Below are 15,699 nucleotides of genomic sequence, written 5' to 3'. Positions count from 1 at the left end.
TAACGCCTTTGGTGCGCTTGAGTCCGGGGCAGGTTCACGCGGCAGGACTAAACCTTGCTATCTGCATTCTCCCGCGCTGCGATTCTCTCGACCAAGGTATCGATCGCCGCCTCCATGGCGCGTGCGGTCTGGTCGCCACTCTGGTTGGTGATGACGAAGATGCCAAGCTGGTACTTCGGGATGATGTAGATGTAGCACTGCGAGCGGGGCACGCCACCATGATGGGCGTAGTAAGTGCCTTTCAAACGGTCGCCGCTGACGATGTTCCAGAAATAGCCAATACCGAACTCGGGGTCGAAGTTCACCAGCGTACGATGTGATTCATCAACGACGGGCCCGTTGGCAAGCTGGAACCGTAGGTACTTCGCCATTTCCGGAACCGTTGTTTTCACATTTCCGGATGCGCCCCACGGCAGCTGCGGCATTGCCGTGGTCGGCACCGGGTTGTCACTGTGATAGCCAACCGCAAGCCGGGGCGCGTCAGCATCGCCAAGCCGGATTCGGGCGTCCGTCATCGCCACGGACTCTTGCAGGAACCCACGCAGAAGTGACTCGTAGTCGCTCTTGTAGACCACTTCCAATACGTGTGCCATCAGTTCGGTTCCGGTACTGGAATACGCGTATTCCTTCCCGGGCGCTCGGCCAATCTCGACAGCATGCAGGTCCCTGAAGAACTCAGCCTTTCCGTAACTGGCATAGATGGCATTGAGCTCGGTGGGCGTACGCTGATCGGTGAAGTCGGCGAGTACGGTGTTGGTGCGCTCCGGCAGCATGTTCGGCAGCCCGCTGGTGTGCGACAGCAGGTGGCGTAAACGGATTGGTTCGTTCTTGTACTGCAGGTTCGGATAGTCGCCCTGCAGATACATCCGGATATCGTCATCCAGGCTGATCTTGTGCTCCAGGACGGCATTCGCAGCCAAGGTTCCCGCCAGCGTCTTGCTCAAGGAGCCGATTTCGTAGAGCGTCGCATCATTCGGAGGTCCCGGGGTCCCCGTAAGCATATCGCCGCGATGGCGAATGAAGTCCTTGCCCCGGTACACAACTGCAATTGAGGTCGAGTGGAGTAACGGCTGCTTGGTGAGCGTTGCGGCCACTTCATCGATGTCCGTCCCCAGGTCCTTTGCAGGAGCTGGAGCGCCCTTGCAACCCGCGCCAAGCAGTGCCGCTGACAATAGGCAGAAGTAGAGCCAACGCCTGTTTCGAAAAGCCATCGAAGTCGCTTGCATGCGTCGGCGCTTGTAGTGGGATAGGGACGGGCTCCTAAGGTAGCCGAATACCTACGGCGGCGCCGTAGTGGTTCCAGCACTTGAATTGAGATGGCGTTTATGAGCGTGCGGAGTAGAGGTCGAAGCCATGGATGCGCTAAGCGTGAGTCCCCTCAATCCCAGCTCCGAATCCATCAGATTTTCGGGAGGGAATGTTCTCCAGGTGCGGGGAATGCCTTCAGATACCTATGGACGAAGCCTGGCTGGGGCGTTGGATCTCTGCGGCGGAAGTAGAGCGGCGCATGGATCGCTGGTGAACGGGGCGTGCTGGTTTGAATGGACTATCGTGGCGACGGCCAGCCTCAGGGCAAGCGGGCATTGACCAGCTTTCTGGCCGCTACCAGAGCAGCTGGCACCTTGGGCCTGTTGTGCGCATTATTGATGCGCGCGGGCAACCGATGCACATCGTTGGTAGGGCAACAACAAGCTCAATGCAGCGATGGGGCCAAGGGCAGGCGAACCACCGAAGCCATCGCTTGGCGAGGCAGACGGCCGAGCCAGTCACGACCAGTGGTCCACCTCCATGCCGTGCGATAGTTTTCATGGCGGTTCGAGTGCGGAGTCAAGCCGAGCCGTGTAGCGGCGCCAGCTTGAATGAACTGTCAGGAGTCTTCATCGTAGATTCTTGTGTAGTCGCTAAAACGGGTCGGCGCGAGATCGTCGGTAAGGACGCGCTTGGCGATCTCGAAATCCACAACGTAGCAACAGGCCTCCATGGTGCCTGAGCCGATGCTGTTGCCATCGCAGTGGCCAAGGCCGGTCCAACCCAGGCTCTCGTTGAGCACGTTCTCCAGATCCTGCAGCTTTTGGAGGTCAAATTTTGTTCCCATGCCCTCAATGGCGTATTCCACGAGCAGCACGTTCATTTCGTCTTCGTCAAACGGCAGAAATCCATTCTCCGTGGCGCTGGAAAGTACTGATGAGATAGCCCGATCCGTATCCTCATTGACGGAGTAAGGGTGATTCTTTGTTTCTCCCTTTTCCCCAATGACGCCCCAGTGCTCAACTATCTGCCCATTCTCTGGCTCCGCCCAAGCCTCCCTGTAGCTGAGTTTTCCATCCGTCTTCTTGTACAGCTTTAGCATTGGGTTCTCCGCCGATACCTGACAAAGGAGGCAAGCCCGCTCGCGAAGCGAGTCGGACTCGAATTGATTTCCAGCACTCATCCAAAGCATATCTCAGGCTCTGGAGTAGGGCACTTGTACTGGACGAGGTGTTGGTCTGACAACAGCGCATGACAGGTGTACTGCTGCGGGGTTACCGTTCCGCTGACAGCGTTCCTATGCCAAGACGAGATGCGCATGGTGATCCGATCATCGGTCCGGATGACATCGCAAGGAGCGCCGGGGAGCTGCATCAACTGCCTGGCCGTGACGCGCTTACCGGGCAGCCTGGTGAGCAAATGGATGGCTCCACGATTCGAGCCCAGGTGCGCCAAGCCTGTGAGGGCAACCACCCCGTAAGGCATCTCGAAGATGCCGTGGCTATTGTCAGCCACGACCGTGTATGAGGTTCCATCCTGCTCTTGGAACTTGACCTCTCCGCCCCATTCGCCTTCATCCTTGCCAGTAAGTGTGCCCCCAAAGGCATGAAGGCGCTGAGGGGTTTCGGTTTGGCGCAGAGTCCCCGCTTGGGATCTCTCGGTTTCGGCAAGAGCCGTGTCGTGGGAAGGTTGGCAGCCGGAAAGCGCCACCAGGATAATCGCGAAGATGCGTCTCATGGGTGTTGGCTCTGCAATCGAGCCGATCCGCGTAGCGGCTTCGGCTTGATTGTGCTGTCAGGTGTCATAGTCGATGTTCTCCAAGATGTCTGCTGCTTAATCAAGGCCCCAAAGGGCGTCCCTGAGGGCACTCCAAAGCTTCTTCAGTGTTTCCCTGCTTCCACGCAAGAATGCAACCCGAAAGAGTTGCAGCAGTAACGCAAGGGCAAGCCCGAAAAACACCAGGAGGCCAAGGCTGTCGCGAAATACGAACGCAGCGAGAGCGGAAATGGCCAATAGCCCAAGAACAGTCAAGTCTGTCTTCAGATTGCTCGGCGATGATGGGTGTTCCACGGCACCGGGCTCCCGAATCAAGTCGCGCTGCGGAGCGGCATCGGCTTGAACGAAACGTTCGGCCTGCGGGCGCAGACCTCGACAAGCCGCCTGACAGCAGTAGCCGCGCATCCTGAGCCATCCCCGTTGCAGCTCATGACATCAGCGGATATGAACTTTTGGTCCTGCCGCGTCAGGACATAGAAGACCCGAAATCTATCGTCAGTGGGATAGGCGGTGATGTTGTTGGCCGGGGCGCCCACAAGATAGAACTCCATGTCGAAGGTGCCATTGGCCTTGACGAGGCGGAGAGAGCTTTCACGGCGCAGGTTTTCTTCCAGCGTCACTGCAAAGTGCTGTGCAATGCCGCTATGTTCGCTGCCATTGGCGAATTGAATCACGCAAGCACTGGCTGGCGGACTAGTAGCGCTCCCGAGTACCGCTGTAAGAACGGTCGCAATAAATATGCTCATGAGCAGGCCTGACTCCGGAACTCAAGTCGCAGCGCCTGGCGGCGTTGGCTCGAATGAATTGTTAGCGCGCATCCAGCGGCTCTACTCGGCAAGAAGTGTAGGCGGCTACGCCGGTCTTTGGCTCCATGTACTCAATACATGCTCTGCCATTGACCTCTCGTCGTTTGAGCCAGCCTTGGCATGTGGCGCGTGCCTCCTGTCTACTGATCTGTCGGTCGTTATCCAGGTCTGTCTCTGACAGCGTGACTGGCCACTCGCCGCAGTAGTATGAGAACCAGAAGCCCTCTTGGGCTGTTGCATGGATGGTAGTCCGCCAACCAACATAGCCGAGTGCCAGTAGGCCGATGATTGCTAGGAACACAGTGGCGATAGTTTTAGGCATACGATTTGGTACCTGGATCAAGCCGTGCAGCGAAGCAGCCTCGGCTTGAGTGAATTGTTGGACGCGTACCTAGCGCGAATAGTGGCAGGTGACATTCACTACCCGCTTGGTTGTCCCGAATGCAAAGCTTAACTCCGGGTGGCCCCCGCCAAACTGATGGCGCGGGACCGGACTGCGGAAAAAGTAGGTCCAGCTTTGGTCCGACTCGCTGATGAAGTCGGGCTTGCCTAGTGCGACTTGCAGTTGGTTTTGGCTCAAGCCGATCAGCGGCGCCGTGTCACTTGGACACCTCGCATTGGTTGGTGTGGACATGGGAAGTGCACGCATTGCGCGAAGCTCTGTCGCCAGAGATCTTAGAAGAGGCGAACTCATTGCAGAGTTTGAGTAAGAAGTCAGCGTCGCCAGAAAGAAGATCTGCAAGAAGCGGATATGCATGTTTAGCGCCTGATGTCTGAGTCAGGCCAACCCGCGAGGCGGGTTTGGCTTGAATGAACGATTAGGCGCCACAAGCATCCTGTGGGCCCGGGGACTTTCCTACCCAGCCAGCCTCAATAACCTCGATTGCCGATAGTACTTGCTGGGCAAACGAACGAGCCTGAGTTACGTCGAACTCCACTGCGCCCGCATGAGGCATTGCCACGACCTTGATGAAAATGAGTCCCTCCTCTTGGCGTGGCTCGCACGTCACCGTCTCTTGGTATCTCTGCTCTTGAACATTTGTCATCGCAAGCCTGCGGCTGGTGCCCGATTTATGCCGAGCCGCGAAGCGGGTTCGGCAAGAATGAAATCCTGGCTGCTGACTCGGCCACGTCCATCACCTGCCCCACGCCAGGTGACCGGCGACGAACGTGGATAGAAGCAGCATCAGGCATAGCGTGCAGAGCCAAAAGCCAACGCATTGTGCAGCAGTCCGTAACGCCTTGTTGGTGATCAGGGCGTAGCCTGCGGCTGGAACAACGACAAGCATGGCAACGGAAGACAGGCCCATGACAATAAGTAGGGGGCCAGTGAAGGGGGGGCGGAAGCCGAGCGTGATCAAGCTCGCCAGCGAGACAAGCCAGACTCCAGATAGAGTGAAGAGCAAAGGTGTCGGCATCCCGACCTTGGCGCGTCTTCCCATATCAGCACCTGACCCCTGAATTGACCCGACTCGCGAAGCGAGTTTGGCTCGAATGGACGGTTAGGCCGCGGGTCGGCGAGCGACAAGACCAGACCCACCGCCAATGAACTCTTGCAGCTCGCACTTTACCAGTTCACCTGGTTGGAACTCCCACTCCTCACCCTCGGGAACAGTGCCCTCCAGTTGGTACGTTGAGTCTTGCACATGACGTGCTTGAACAGGGCGCCAAACTGGGACGCCCTCGCTCAGCAATGTGACATGGACTTGGGGCATCAACGGTCTCCCTTCAGTGGCCAACTCTGGAATTGAGCCGACCCGAGCAGTGGGATAGGCTTGAATGAACTGTCAGGTCCGCCGGGACTCATAGCTGGCCACCATATTGTCTAAAGCAATCCGCTCGCTGGATGGTACTTGAGAAGCCGTGTCCGACAGAATGGATGACGCCAGATAGAACTCAGTGTCATTGCGCAGGTGGCCGCGGCGCAAGATGGCCCTGTATTGCCGAGAACGGCCCTGCCAAAGCTGTGTGATCGTGTGCGCGCCACCTTTGGCTAGAGAAGCGTCTGCTGCGGCAATTTGCTGCGGAGAAAAATCCATGCAGGTCTCTAGAACATCATTAGCCGCTTGTTTGAGGCATATCAGGGCCCGTGAGACACCAAACTTGTGCTCAAAGCCAGCCAGTACATTGATTGGGCTGTACGGATGATCGAGCTCGAAGACCCGATTGGGGGTGAGATGCGTCTCCCAAAGGATTAGAAAGCACTTCAGCTGATCGTACTCACGCTGCTTTTCTGGAGATGCTGACCTAGCCATATGCGGGCCAAGCTCTGGAGTTAAAGCGAGCCGCGAAGCGGCGTCGGCTTGGGTGAATTGTCAGGTGCCATGCGAGAAGTCCTCCAGCGTAATGGGGACAACATTACGTTCTCCCTCATCGTAGCGAACAAAGCTTGCCCGAATGGGATGGTTTTCCATCAAATGCATGACTATGCATCGCGCGGCTTGAGCCAGCGGCTCTTGCGGGCAATGGGCGTTGTAGCGACGTAGTACTGACTTGGTGGCGGTAGAGTCTGTATCTGTTTGAAACTGTTTTAGATAGATGTAGGACGAAGCCCCGAGCATATATGCGTATGCAAAGTCCTGGAGCACTTCTGAGCCAGCAGGGTCGTCGATGGTGAACGAGTTGCACGTATTGTCTGGGCAGTACTCAACGGTGATCGAATCCGTCTGTACTATGACTTGCGTGTCACGGGGAAACGAATCGGTAAGCTCATGTGCGGATACGCATGAGGTGCAGGGCAGAAGAGCTACGGTTGCGAAAATGCTTCTCATGGCACCTGACACCTGAATTAAGCCGAGCCGCGTAGCGGGTTCGGCTTGAATGAACGGTTAGGCCGCCGGTCGCGGCCTGCGAAAAGTCAGTGCTTTGGCCAGCGCAGTGTCCGCCAGGAACGCTTCAACTTGTTCACAGGCGGAGGGAAAAAGGGTTGGATGCTCATCAGACAAGTACTCAATGACCTCGCCCCGCTCCCATGGGCCAAGTGAGGTCTTGTAGCTCTCGAACGCATCTTGGATCTCACGCCAAGATGTGTATGGACGTTTCGAGAGCAGCATGTCTGTCTCGGTGTAGATAATGTGAAGCGGCATTGGAATTGACTCCGGCGGGCTAACACCTGCATTTAGCCGCACCATGAAGCGGCGGCGGCTTGAATGAATTGTCAGGCCCTATCGGTGTGAATCTGATTGCAGGCCCATCTTGGGTTGTATCGGCCGATAGAGAAAGGGGCTTGTGAGCTATGAGAACATAAAGTGATCATCCCAATCAAAGTCCTCAGGGCCGTCGAACGAGGGATCGTCGCTCCGTCTCATCGGGAAGCAAAATTCCGGCAGATTGTTGAACACGAACTCGTAGAAGGCCTGGCTTTCCAATTCCTGATGCGGCCAGAATTCTTCAAAATATTCCCGGGCCTCATTGGGTGTGGCAATCCAATATTCTAGACGGTCATCCGTTTGTACATTCCCAATTCTTTTGCTGCCGATGGTTGCAGCAGCCTTGTTTGGGGGCGGCAATAGATAGATCTCATGATCTGCGACCAGCTCAACCAGCGCCTCGATGAATCTGGCACGCATCTCTGTATAGGGAGTGTTGGGGTGGTCGCTTCTGAACCACATCCAGGCAAGGGCTGGGAAGTAATTATTCAGCAGCGAATCTTTCACGGTTGACGACATATCTGGTTGATCTGGGCAGACTTGACTCGGGAACCAAGCCGGCCCGCGTAGCGGGTTCGACTTGAACGGACTGTTAGGGTTCACCACTGGAGCCCGGTGGTTGGCGGGAGCGGCGCGCTAGAAGTGCAACCTTGAGCGATACATCAGGTTGTTTGCGCCAATTGTGTGGTTTGGCCGACGCCACGGCACACTCGACTACTTCTGGGTCAGCTGGCGTGGCTCCTGATAGCGCTGAGAGCTCCTGGTGCACCGCTTTGCGATGTGACTGATTTACCCATTGCTTGCGCTTGGCGATGGCATCACGACCACCCCACTGACTCTCCGCAACAATGTTGCGTCGATCACGCTCAAGACTAAGAGCCTTCTTGTCCTGAGGGGGGAGAGGGTGCTTCATGTGAGTCCTAACTCCGGAATTAAGCCGGCCCGGGAAGCGGTGTCGGCTTGAATGAATTGTTAGGCGGCATGCGCCCGCTAGTCATCGATCATTTGTCCGAACTCTAACGCAAGCTTGTCGCGTCGAAACAGACCGAAAAACGAGTATCCGCCTCGTGCGCCATGAACTCGGTGGCCATTTTGGCAATCAACCAAGCGGAACTGATCATCCGGCTTGATCACCGCAGCAACATTGGCCCACTCGGTGGAGTGCTCCATGTTCTCGATTCCCATGCGTCTGGCGCTAGCGAAAATTTCCTCCTTGCTGAGATGGGCATATACGTCACAAAGAGGATATCCAAGTCGCGCCGCGAGATCCCTTGACTCCATCTCCAGCCCAAGAGGATTGTGTGCGCACCCGGCGAGCGCAGCGACAGCTAGCAGAAGCCCTGCAAGAAAATTACGAGGATTTGTGAAGCTGCTTAGATGCATGATCATGCTGCCAAAGGCCTGAATTTAGCCGCGCCGCGCAGCGGGTTCGGTTTGAATGAACCGTTAGGGCGCTGCCTAGCCATCGCGCCCACGCATGTTTGAGACTTCAACTATCCCCGTCACGTCCAGCATATGCTTGCACCGACCCAGGCCACCGTAGCTGCCCCGGGGGCCAAGCTTGCCCCGAACCACAACGTGGGATGTGCCCCACTGGCCGTTCGCATCTTTGGCAGGGAGCATGGCCTTTGTCATGGAGCCGGCATCAATGCACCACGCCTCATCCTTGCCATCGAGAGTCAGGAAGGAGCTCTCAAAGTTGTAGAAGTACTCGCCGCTGTAGACGGGATACTTGGCTGGTCCAGAAGCACAGGCGGCCAGTGATGCCGCGAGAGCTGTTGCAAGAACTGCGAAGGTCTTCATCTCTGCGCCCTAACTCTGGAATTAAGCCGCGCCGCGAAGCGGCGTCGGCTTGAATGAACTGTTAGGCACCAAGCCCGCCATCTAGATGCGCAGGTATTGGGCCACGATAGAATGTGCCAGGAACAGGCACAGCACGCCACCCAGTAAAAGCGCCGAGCGTAATGTGCTGAAGCAATGCAACACAGCCAAGGATGGTGCCGGACTCGTCGCCACACCAGATAAAGACCGTCGTGCGATCTCTGGCCGGTATTGCAGCAAGCGCATCCTTGTCTAAGGCGTAGATGCTCTCGTCGCCGCCACCGGCCCAGCCGCAGGCATTGAAGTCTGCCCAGACATAGGGCATTGGCTGAGCGGGTAGATGGCCTTCCATTGGTGCCTAACTCCTGAATTAAGCCAACCCGCGAAGCGGGCTCGGCTTGAATGAACTGTTAGGCACCAGCATCGGAGGCCGAAGCCTGCGTGGCAAGTACCCGGTCGCCGCGGCAGAGGCTGCACAGCTCAAAACCGGCCGTGTGTTTTCCGTCCACGACGCGCTCAAGGCAGATCTCTCCGCGGCCACGGCAGGTAGCGCACCATCGGAACCCGAAGCGTGCGCCGGACTCTCCACGTGCTTCAACGGAGAGAAACATGCGTTTGCGGATTGCTGTTTTAGTTGTTTTATCCGAGGTCATGGGTATGTCGGCTCAGGTGCCTAACCCGGGAATTAAGCCGACCCGCGAAGCGGGTTCGGCTTGAATGAATTGCTAGAGGGCAGTCGCGAGTGCCAGCGGTGAACCTCCTGCAGCTCGCTCGTATAGCTGCACTCGTCTGTAGAAATTGCAGAGTGAACTGAAAAATCAAAGGAGACGATGCGCGCACGATTCGTATCCAGGCGATCTGTGCGGATCTCCGCCGTGACCGTTGCGGATGAAATGGAATGAGCCGGTATTCGGTTGATGCTCAGTCGATGGGAGAGCCAAGACTGTAGCTCGCCAGCGATGCGGAGTTGGATGTTGCCCGCGATGACATGAGATGCGGTGCCTGCAAGAGCATCTACAAGAAGGGTGCCGTCAGGTAGCCCTGCAAGTGCCTCAAGATCGTCGCCCATACGCCAGCCGACGAGCATTTGGCAAAGAGTGTTGGCGAAGTCCTGGATGATCTTGCGACGCACTATCTCTGCCCTCTAACTCTGGAATTAAGCCGCGCCGCGTAGCGGCGTCGGCTTGAATGAATTGTTAGGGGCCACGCTAGTCAACGCACAGCCCCCCGGCGACAACTCCATCCTCCACGTGATCGTGGCACCCGAACATTGCAGCCGTGTCCGCTTGGCAGGTGCCGGTAGCTGCCTGACCGATGGGGATACCCTCCGGTGCGAAGCAGACCCCGGAGCACTCTGAGTTGGAGCTGCATGCTTTGCCACCATCCGGTAGCGGCGTGACGCAGGAGAGTGTGCCAAACATGCCGACTTGCTGGATAGCACCGCCTTTAGCCCGACATTCTTCAGGATCGATCTTGGCCAATACTGCCTCGCGCGAGCGAACCAACGACCGTTCCATTTGGTGATCACGCAGGGTCTCGCAACCGACGAGTCCGGCTAGAAGAACGGCAGCTGCGAAAATCTTCCACATGGCCCCTAACTCTGGAATTAAGCCGACTCGCGAAGCGAGTTCGGCTTGAATGAACTGTTAGGCGCTTGCAGCACGCCGTACGAAGTAAGCGGTTGTTGATGCTGCTGCCAGGGCGCAAAACCCGATTGCGCACGCTGCGTCAGCTGAAATTGTCTTGGGTGGGGATAGCTTTGGGTGACTAGTGGATACTTTTCGGCTCTTGAAATCCCAAGGTGCAACAGCGTAGTGGCCAAACGAGAAGATTGGGACTAGGAGCCAACCAATGATGTATCCGAGGCCATACAGAACAACCTCGAAAGCACCGCGGAAGATGATCTCTGTCAGTAGACTTGCAGGCATGTGTTAGCGCCTAACTCCGGAATTAAGCCGACCCGCGAAGCGGGTTCGGCTTGAATGAATTGTTAGGCGCGAACTGCTTGCGGAACTCAAACACGATGACCGCATACACCAGCAAGAACGCAAGCCTGCCCTCAATGTAGCTTGCGTCTCGGATGACCTCCATGACGGTGGCGAACGGCAGGGAGGTAACGAACGGAAGCAGCCAGAGAACCAAGAAGCTGATTGGGCCAGACAACCGGAGTCGCCAAAGTTGAACGGCGGAAGCCACGCAGGCGAGACCCACGAGAAAGCCGAAGGGGACGACCCAAGCCGGGAAATCGTCGATGCCGGTGAAGCCGGATGTGGCTAGGAAGTAGCCCATGATCGCGGCCACGACGAGGCCGAACAGAGCCTGGGAAAGTGAGAGCAGAGCTATGGGAAGTGGGGGAGCTTTCATCGCGCCTAACTCCGGAATTAAGCCGACCCGCGCAGCGGGTTCGGCTTGAATGAACTGTTAGACCTCATTGAGAACGGTCTGTCGAAACTGCTGCACGTAGGTCGTGCCGAGCCTTGGTTCGAGTCGCTCTACTGCTTGTAGTGCTTGGGCTACATCGAATGCTTGCCCGTCAAGCACCGAGAGCGCTTGATTGTGAAGAGAGTAGGCAAGCCATGCGGCATCACTCGCTGGGCTTTGCTCCTCGGGGTCGATGTGACTTGCAAGAAGAACCCGCAGGTTGAACAAGGCAACAGCTAGAAGGCGTTTCTCTAGATCGACTTGCTGGTCATCTGACATGAGGCCTAACCCCGGAATTAAGCCGCGCCGCGTAGCAGCGTCGGCTTGAATGAATTGTTAGGCGCTTACCAAAAACGCCACCAAGGTTTGCGGACTGCGCTGACCTCTAGCCACGAACCGTCCGATTGCCGTACCGACTTGTATGGAGATCCTTTGATGGTGATCTCCGTTCCGGCGCTGTGGTCCACGAACTCCACGAGCGATGGGTCTAACCAAAAGTCTTGCTTCAGCTCTTCAACGAAGACATTGACTGCATAGTCTTCGGCGAGCTCTCCGAGCGCAGATACGCCAGACACGGAAGGTACGGTTTCGCCGTAGATGGTACCGGCCCGGCCGGCAATTCCGGCCGCATCCGTTGCGGGACTGGAGAGAATTTGAACGTTGTCACCAAAAGAAATGGCCATGTGCCTATAGACGCCTAACTCTGGAATTAAGCCGACCCGCGAAGCGGGTTCGGCTTGAATGAATTGTTAGGCATCAGCCGACTCCCACAGGCGACCGGCCCGGGTGACCTTGCAGTGATAGCACCCGCTGCTCTTGTCGTCCATGTTGTACCAAGCATGCGCCCCACCGGCCGCCTCGCAATCCATACCTTTGTCTGCGATGCCAAGGTCGATAAGAAACCAGGGCAAGTGCCGACGTACGGCAGTCCTCCAGCGGTACGGTGATGGTTTTGAGGCGGTGTCCATCTGATGCCTAACTCTGGAATTAAGCCGACCCGCGAAGCGGGTTCGGCTTGAATGAACTGTTAGGCGCCACCCTACGATCCGAAGCCGGTAGGAAGCAACCGGACGTCTGCGGACATGCAGACGCCATTACCGCCGGATAGTGGCCGTACACCCAAGATGGTCCCCTGCTGCGTGAGCTCCGCCTGGACTATGACGATAGGCTGCTCAGAGCCATCCTCCAGTAGCTGAACTGCGCAGCATGGAAGGCTAATTGGAGCTGGAGTGGAACCACCCTGCACATAGAAGACGGCAGAGCCGGCCGCAACATCAGCCTCGGTTGCTGGGCGACCGACTATGCACGGTGTGGCATGCCAATCGGTTGCCGAAACGGGACCCCAAAGATCAGTCATAGCTGTAGTGGCGCCTAACTCTTAGTAGACCGCCTAATAGCGGTATAAAACCGAGTATGCCAACTTTAAAGTCGCTTTTAAACGCAAATAGTTTCCTGTGTAAACAGGGGCTTGCGATCTCTGGCGCGGCTCGCGATCACCTTCTCCCTTCGGGTTCAGTGCTGTTTCTCCACAATTATATCGAATACACCCTTTCCCGATAGGCGTATTGGAGCTTGGACTGCGCTGGTTTCGCTTCGAGGACCTCACTCCATCTCTCGCATCCGCGCCAGTTCCGCAGCATTCCGTAGCGCCTGCAGAAACCTCGCCAGCGGCGCGCTCTGTGGCTCGCCATCGCGGGTGTAGACCATCACTGGCCGTTGCCACGCAAACCCGGGTGCATCCAGCTTCACCCAATGCCCGGCAAGCAGCTCGGCCTGTGCCAGGCGGCTGGGTAGCAAGGTGAGATAGCCACCGTCACGAATCATCGCGCGCATGAATTCTGGTGAGCCGCTTTCCATGGTGTTGAGCGGAGGTTCCAGGCCGGCTTCATGGAAGCGCTGCCGGAATGCGTTTTCCACCGCGCCGAGGCGACGGCCGAATATCCATGCCTGCTCCAGCAGTTGTGCCGCGGTGATGTCGCGTTGCCTTGCCAGTGGGTGACGCACGCTGGCGAGCACGCGGTACTCGTCGTGCATCAGCACTTCGCTATTGATGCGTGGGTCGGGGTCGCCATCGCCAAAGGTGTGCAGGGTGACTACCGCATCCAGCTCGCGTGCGAGCAGGTTGGGCAGCAGTTCGGGCAGGATGCCGCCGCTGACGTGGATGCCGATCTTCGGCCAGTGGCGGCGCAGGGCAAGTACTGCAGGGGCGACCAGCGAGCCGGCGGTGCTGGGGCCGGTGCCGATGCGAACCTGCCCTTCGGCGCCGGTCTGCAGCTCCTGCAGGCGGTCCTCGAAGCGGCGCACGGCGTCGTGGGCGGGCTGGGCGTGTTCCATCAGCAGGCGGCCGACGTCGGTGAGTCGGGCCTCGCGGCTGCCGCGTTCGAACAAGCGGGCGCCCAGTTGTTGCTCCAGCGCCTGGATGCCCTTGCTCAGGGCCTGCTGGGTGCGCCCGGTAGCCGTGGCGGCGCGGGTGAAGCTGCCGTGTTCGACCACGGACAGGAAGTAGCGGAGCTGGCGGAGATCCATGGCGATGCTTTGTTACAACCGATGGTTGTGGATCGTACGCGAATTGGTTGGCGGTTGGCTGGGCAGTCCATCGATAGTCGGGTCATCGTAATTTCCCGGAGGGGAACCATGGCCAGTCGCAACGCCGTCAATCAGTGGGACCAGCAGTACGATCTCGTCATCGCCGGCTTCGGCCTGGCGGCCATGTGTGCCGCCATCGAGGCGCACGATCTGGACCCCAATCTGTCCATCCTCATTCTGGAAAAGGCCAATGAGGCGGAGACCGGCGGCAACAGCCGCGTGGCCGGGCAGTCGCTGCTGATCAGCAGGAACGCCAAGGTGCTGGCCGAATACCAGCGCAAGATGAGCGTGGCCAACCCGATCCCGGAAGACATGCTGGTGCCATGGTCCGAGGCGATGGAAGCGCTGGAACCATGGATCCAGGAGCGTGCGGCCCAGGCCGGTGCGCAGTTCATCCACGGCACCGGTTTCTCCGAGCGCGATGCGGTGCTGGAATTCCCTGAGTTCGGCGCGCGTGAAGCTGTGCATTGCACCGCCACCATCCTGCCGATCCCGTCCGGCGTGTACCTCGCTTTCCGCGAGAACATCCGCCTGCGCCCGCGTATCCAGATCGCATACGAATCGCCGCTCAAGGATCTGGTGCAGGACCCGGATACGCTGGAAGTATTCGGCATCATCGCCGAGCAGAACGGTCAGCGGGTGGCCATCCGTGCCAACAAGGGTGTGGTGATGGCGACCGGTGGTTTTGAAGCCAACCTGGACATGCAGCGCAACTACTTCGGCCTTGCCAACCCAGCACCGCTGGGCACGCCGCACAACACCGGCGACGGCATCAAGATCCTGCAGAAAGCTGGCGCCGATCTATGGCATATGCGCAACCAGGGACAGTCCGGCGGTATCTGGCCGGGCTTCAAGCCGGAAGGATTCGTCAATGGCTTCCTGCGCAACTTCTTCTGGCAGAGCTTCAGCTGGATCGAGGTGGATGCGAACACCGAACGCTTCTACAACGAAACCGCCGAACTGCAGCTCACCCATTACAAGGAAAAGAAGCACGGCCACTGGGTGGACACCCCGCATTACCGCGCGCAGCCCGTGCACATGATCTTTGACGCCATCACCTGCCAGTACAACAAGCTGGTGGTTGAAGTGATGAGCTGGAACCCGGTGGTTCGTGGCTACAAGTGGTCCGAAGACAATTCGGTGGAAGTGGAGAAGGGGTGGATCCAGAAGGCCGATACGCTGGAAGAATTGGCGGTGAAGATCAACCGCGATCCGGCCAAGCTGCGCGCGGAAGTCGAGCGCTACAACGCGGTCTGTGCTGCGAAGAATGATGCCGATTTCGGGCGTAACCCGGAGACCTTGTTCCCGATCGCGCAGGCGCCGTTCTATGGCATGCGGATTGATCCGGTGATCGTGTGCACGGGTGGTGGCGCGCGACGCAACATCAAGTCCGAGGTGCTGGATCACGATGGCAAGCGCATTCCGCGTTTGTATGAAGCCGGTGAGATGGGGTCGATGTTCTCCGATCTGTACCAGAACGGTTCGTACCTGACCGAAGCGATGATCTCGGGGCGTGCTGCGGGTCGTGAGATCGTCAGTCTTGGCAACTGGGAGGGTTGAGCGTGAAGGTTGCAACCCCTGCGATGAAGCTGGATGTGCGCATCAATGACGTGAAGGCCGAGGATGGTCTGCTGGTGATGAATGGTGTGGCCGGCATGTTGCCGTGCAAGACAAGTCTGACGCCGGCAGAGTTTCGGCAGATGATGAAGTTGGCGCTGCGGCCGAGTGTGTTGGCGCTGTTGTTCAAGAAGTAAGCCAAAGCAAGGTTGCTTGGGGCTCTTGCTTGCTTTTTGCTTGAAGCCCCTCTCCCGCAGGCGGGAGAGGGGTTGGGGTGAGGGGGCGGTGCGAAGCACCGTGCAGTTATGCTTTGCTTTTCGCTGCTTCGGATATTG

The 15,699-nt window shown here is 57.8% G+C and carries 18 protein-coding genes; 2 read left to right on the top strand and 16 right to left on the bottom strand.

What is annotated here, in order from left to right:
* Positions 1-47 precede the first annotated feature (47 nt).
* The 16 genes from ACVOLV_RS06900 to ACVOLV_RS06825 form a co-directional block, all read right to left on the bottom strand.
* The gene (locus tag ACVOLV_RS06900) at positions 48-1,226 is read right to left on the bottom strand and encodes a serine hydrolase domain-containing protein (RefSeq protein ID WP_481553744.1); all 1,179 of its coding nucleotides are present in this window, start codon (positions 1,224-1,226) and stop codon (positions 48-50) included.
* 641 nt (positions 1,227-1,867) lie between these two features.
* On the bottom strand, positions 1,868-2,350 hold the full coding sequence (locus tag ACVOLV_RS06895; RefSeq protein WP_481553743.1) for a hypothetical protein: 483 nt from the start codon (positions 2,348-2,350) through the stop codon (positions 1,868-1,870).
* A 77-nt stretch (positions 2,351-2,427) separates the two neighbouring features.
* On the bottom strand, positions 2,428-2,985 hold the full coding sequence (locus tag ACVOLV_RS06890; RefSeq protein ID WP_481553742.1) for a hypothetical protein: 558 nt from the start codon (positions 2,983-2,985) through the stop codon (positions 2,428-2,430).
* Positions 2,986-3,335: 350 nt separating this feature from the next.
* Positions 3,336-3,770, bottom strand: a complete 435-nt coding sequence (locus tag ACVOLV_RS06885; protein WP_481553741.1) for a hypothetical protein — start codon at positions 3,768-3,770, stop codon at positions 3,336-3,338.
* A 451-nt stretch (positions 3,771-4,221) separates the two neighbouring features.
* Positions 4,222-4,587: a hypothetical protein gene (locus tag ACVOLV_RS06880; RefSeq protein WP_481553740.1), complete on the bottom strand. Its 366-nt coding sequence runs from the start codon at positions 4,585-4,587 to the stop codon at positions 4,222-4,224.
* A gap of 1,030 nt (positions 4,588-5,617) precedes the next feature.
* Positions 5,618-5,869 carry a hypothetical protein gene (locus tag ACVOLV_RS06875; protein WP_481553739.1) on the bottom strand — a complete coding sequence of 84 codons (252 nt, stop codon included), beginning with the start codon at positions 5,867-5,869 and terminating at the stop codon, positions 5,618-5,620.
* A 276-nt stretch (positions 5,870-6,145) separates the two neighbouring features.
* On the bottom strand, positions 6,146-6,601 hold the full coding sequence (locus ACVOLV_RS06870) for a hypothetical protein (protein ID WP_481553738.1): 456 nt from the start codon (positions 6,599-6,601) through the stop codon (positions 6,146-6,148).
* Between the two features lie 462 nt (positions 6,602-7,063).
* A complete protein-coding gene (locus ACVOLV_RS06865) occupies positions 7,064-7,486 on the bottom strand; it encodes a hypothetical protein (protein ID WP_481553737.1) in 423 nt (140 codons plus the stop codon).
* Between the two features lie 483 nt (positions 7,487-7,969).
* Positions 7,970-8,368 (bottom strand): hypothetical protein, encoded by a 399-nt coding sequence (locus tag ACVOLV_RS06860; protein WP_481553736.1) that lies wholly within the window; start codon positions 8,366-8,368, stop codon positions 7,970-7,972.
* Between the two features lie 69 nt (positions 8,369-8,437).
* Positions 8,438-8,782, bottom strand: a complete 345-nt coding sequence (locus tag ACVOLV_RS06855) for a hypothetical protein (protein ID WP_481553735.1) — start codon at positions 8,780-8,782, stop codon at positions 8,438-8,440.
* A gap of 61 nt (positions 8,783-8,843) precedes the next feature.
* A complete protein-coding gene (locus ACVOLV_RS06850; protein WP_481553734.1) occupies positions 8,844-9,152 on the bottom strand; it encodes a hypothetical protein in 309 nt (102 codons plus the stop codon).
* 333 nt (positions 9,153-9,485) lie between these two features.
* Complete coding sequence (locus ACVOLV_RS06845; RefSeq protein ID WP_481553733.1) at positions 9,486-9,932, bottom strand: hypothetical protein; 447 nt, start codon at positions 9,930-9,932, stop codon at positions 9,486-9,488.
* A gap of 818 nt (positions 9,933-10,750) precedes the next feature.
* On the bottom strand, positions 10,751-11,164 hold the full coding sequence (locus ACVOLV_RS06840) for a hypothetical protein (protein ID WP_481553732.1): 414 nt from the start codon (positions 11,162-11,164) through the stop codon (positions 10,751-10,753).
* 57 nt (positions 11,165-11,221) lie between these two features.
* Entirely contained in the window at positions 11,222-11,500 is a 279-nt protein-coding gene (locus ACVOLV_RS06835; RefSeq protein ID WP_481553731.1) for a hypothetical protein, read from the bottom strand.
* A 65-nt stretch (positions 11,501-11,565) separates the two neighbouring features.
* Positions 11,566-11,904, bottom strand: a complete 339-nt coding sequence (locus ACVOLV_RS06830) for a hypothetical protein (protein WP_481553730.1) — start codon at positions 11,902-11,904, stop codon at positions 11,566-11,568.
* 919 nt (positions 11,905-12,823) lie between these two features.
* Positions 12,824-13,747 (bottom strand): LysR family transcriptional regulator, encoded by a 924-nt coding sequence (locus ACVOLV_RS06825; RefSeq protein WP_481553729.1) that lies wholly within the window; start codon positions 13,745-13,747, stop codon positions 12,824-12,826.
* Between the two features lie 108 nt (positions 13,748-13,855).
* Here ACVOLV_RS06825 and ACVOLV_RS06820 point away from each other — a divergent pair, with 108 nt between their 5' ends.
* Both ACVOLV_RS06820 and ACVOLV_RS06815 read left to right on the top strand, forming a co-directional pair.
* The gene (locus ACVOLV_RS06820) at positions 13,856-15,367 is read left to right on the top strand and encodes an FAD-dependent oxidoreductase (RefSeq protein ID WP_481553728.1); all 1,512 of its coding nucleotides are present in this window, start codon (positions 13,856-13,858) and stop codon (positions 15,365-15,367) included.
* 2 nt (positions 15,368-15,369) lie between these two features.
* Positions 15,370-15,561 (top strand): hypothetical protein, encoded by a 192-nt coding sequence (locus tag ACVOLV_RS06815; RefSeq protein ID WP_481553727.1) that lies wholly within the window; start codon positions 15,370-15,372, stop codon positions 15,559-15,561.
* Positions 15,562-15,699: the final 138 nt, after the last annotated feature.

The organism is Stenotrophomonas sp. STEN023, from assembly GCF_056760135.1.
This window is presented reverse-complemented; position numbering and strand designations above follow the sequence as displayed.

Coding starts and splice junctions, on each gene's coding strand:
- ACVOLV_RS06900 (WP_481553744.1), bottom strand. CDS start 1,226: ATGCAAGCGACTTCGATGGCTTTTCGAAACAGGCGTTGGCTCTACTTC.
- ACVOLV_RS06895 (WP_481553743.1), bottom strand. CDS start 2,350: ATGCTAAAGCTGTACAAGAAGACGGATGGAAAACTCAGCTACAGGGAG.
- ACVOLV_RS06890 (WP_481553742.1), bottom strand. CDS start 2,985: ATGAGACGCATCTTCGCGATTATCCTGGTGGCGCTTTCCGGCTGCCAA.
- ACVOLV_RS06885 (WP_481553741.1), bottom strand. CDS start 3,770: ATGAGCATATTTATTGCGACCGTTCTTACAGCGGTACTCGGGAGCGCT.
- ACVOLV_RS06880 (WP_481553740.1), bottom strand. CDS start 4,587: ATGCATATCCGCTTCTTGCAGATCTTCTTTCTGGCGACGCTGACTTCT.
- ACVOLV_RS06875 (WP_481553739.1), bottom strand. CDS start 5,869: ATGGATTTTTCTCCGCAGCAAATTGCCGCAGCAGACGCTTCTCTAGCC.
- ACVOLV_RS06870 (WP_481553738.1), bottom strand. CDS start 6,601: ATGAGAAGCATTTTCGCAACCGTAGCTCTTCTGCCCTGCACCTCATGC.
- ACVOLV_RS06860 (WP_481553736.1), bottom strand. CDS start 8,368: ATGATCATGCATCTAAGCAGCTTCACAAATCCTCGTAATTTTCTTGCA.
- ACVOLV_RS06855 (WP_481553735.1), bottom strand. CDS start 8,782: ATGAAGACCTTCGCAGTTCTTGCAACAGCTCTCGCGGCATCACTGGCC.
- ACVOLV_RS06850 (WP_481553734.1), bottom strand. CDS start 9,152: ATGGAAGGCCATCTACCCGCTCAGCCAATGCCCTATGTCTGGGCAGAC.
- ACVOLV_RS06840 (WP_481553732.1), bottom strand. CDS start 11,164: ATGAAAGCTCCCCCACTTCCCATAGCTCTGCTCTCACTTTCCCAGGCT.
- ACVOLV_RS06835 (WP_481553731.1), bottom strand. CDS start 11,500: ATGTCAGATGACCAGCAAGTCGATCTAGAGAAACGCCTTCTAGCTGTT.
- ACVOLV_RS06830 (WP_481553730.1), bottom strand. CDS start 11,904: ATGGCCATTTCTTTTGGTGACAACGTTCAAATTCTCTCCAGTCCCGCA.
- ACVOLV_RS06825 (WP_481553729.1), bottom strand. CDS start 13,747: ATGGATCTCCGCCAGCTCCGCTACTTCCTGTCCGTGGTCGAACACGGC.
- ACVOLV_RS06820 (WP_481553728.1), top strand. CDS start 13,856: ATGGCCAGTCGCAACGCCGTCAATCAGTGGGACCAGCAGTACGATCTC.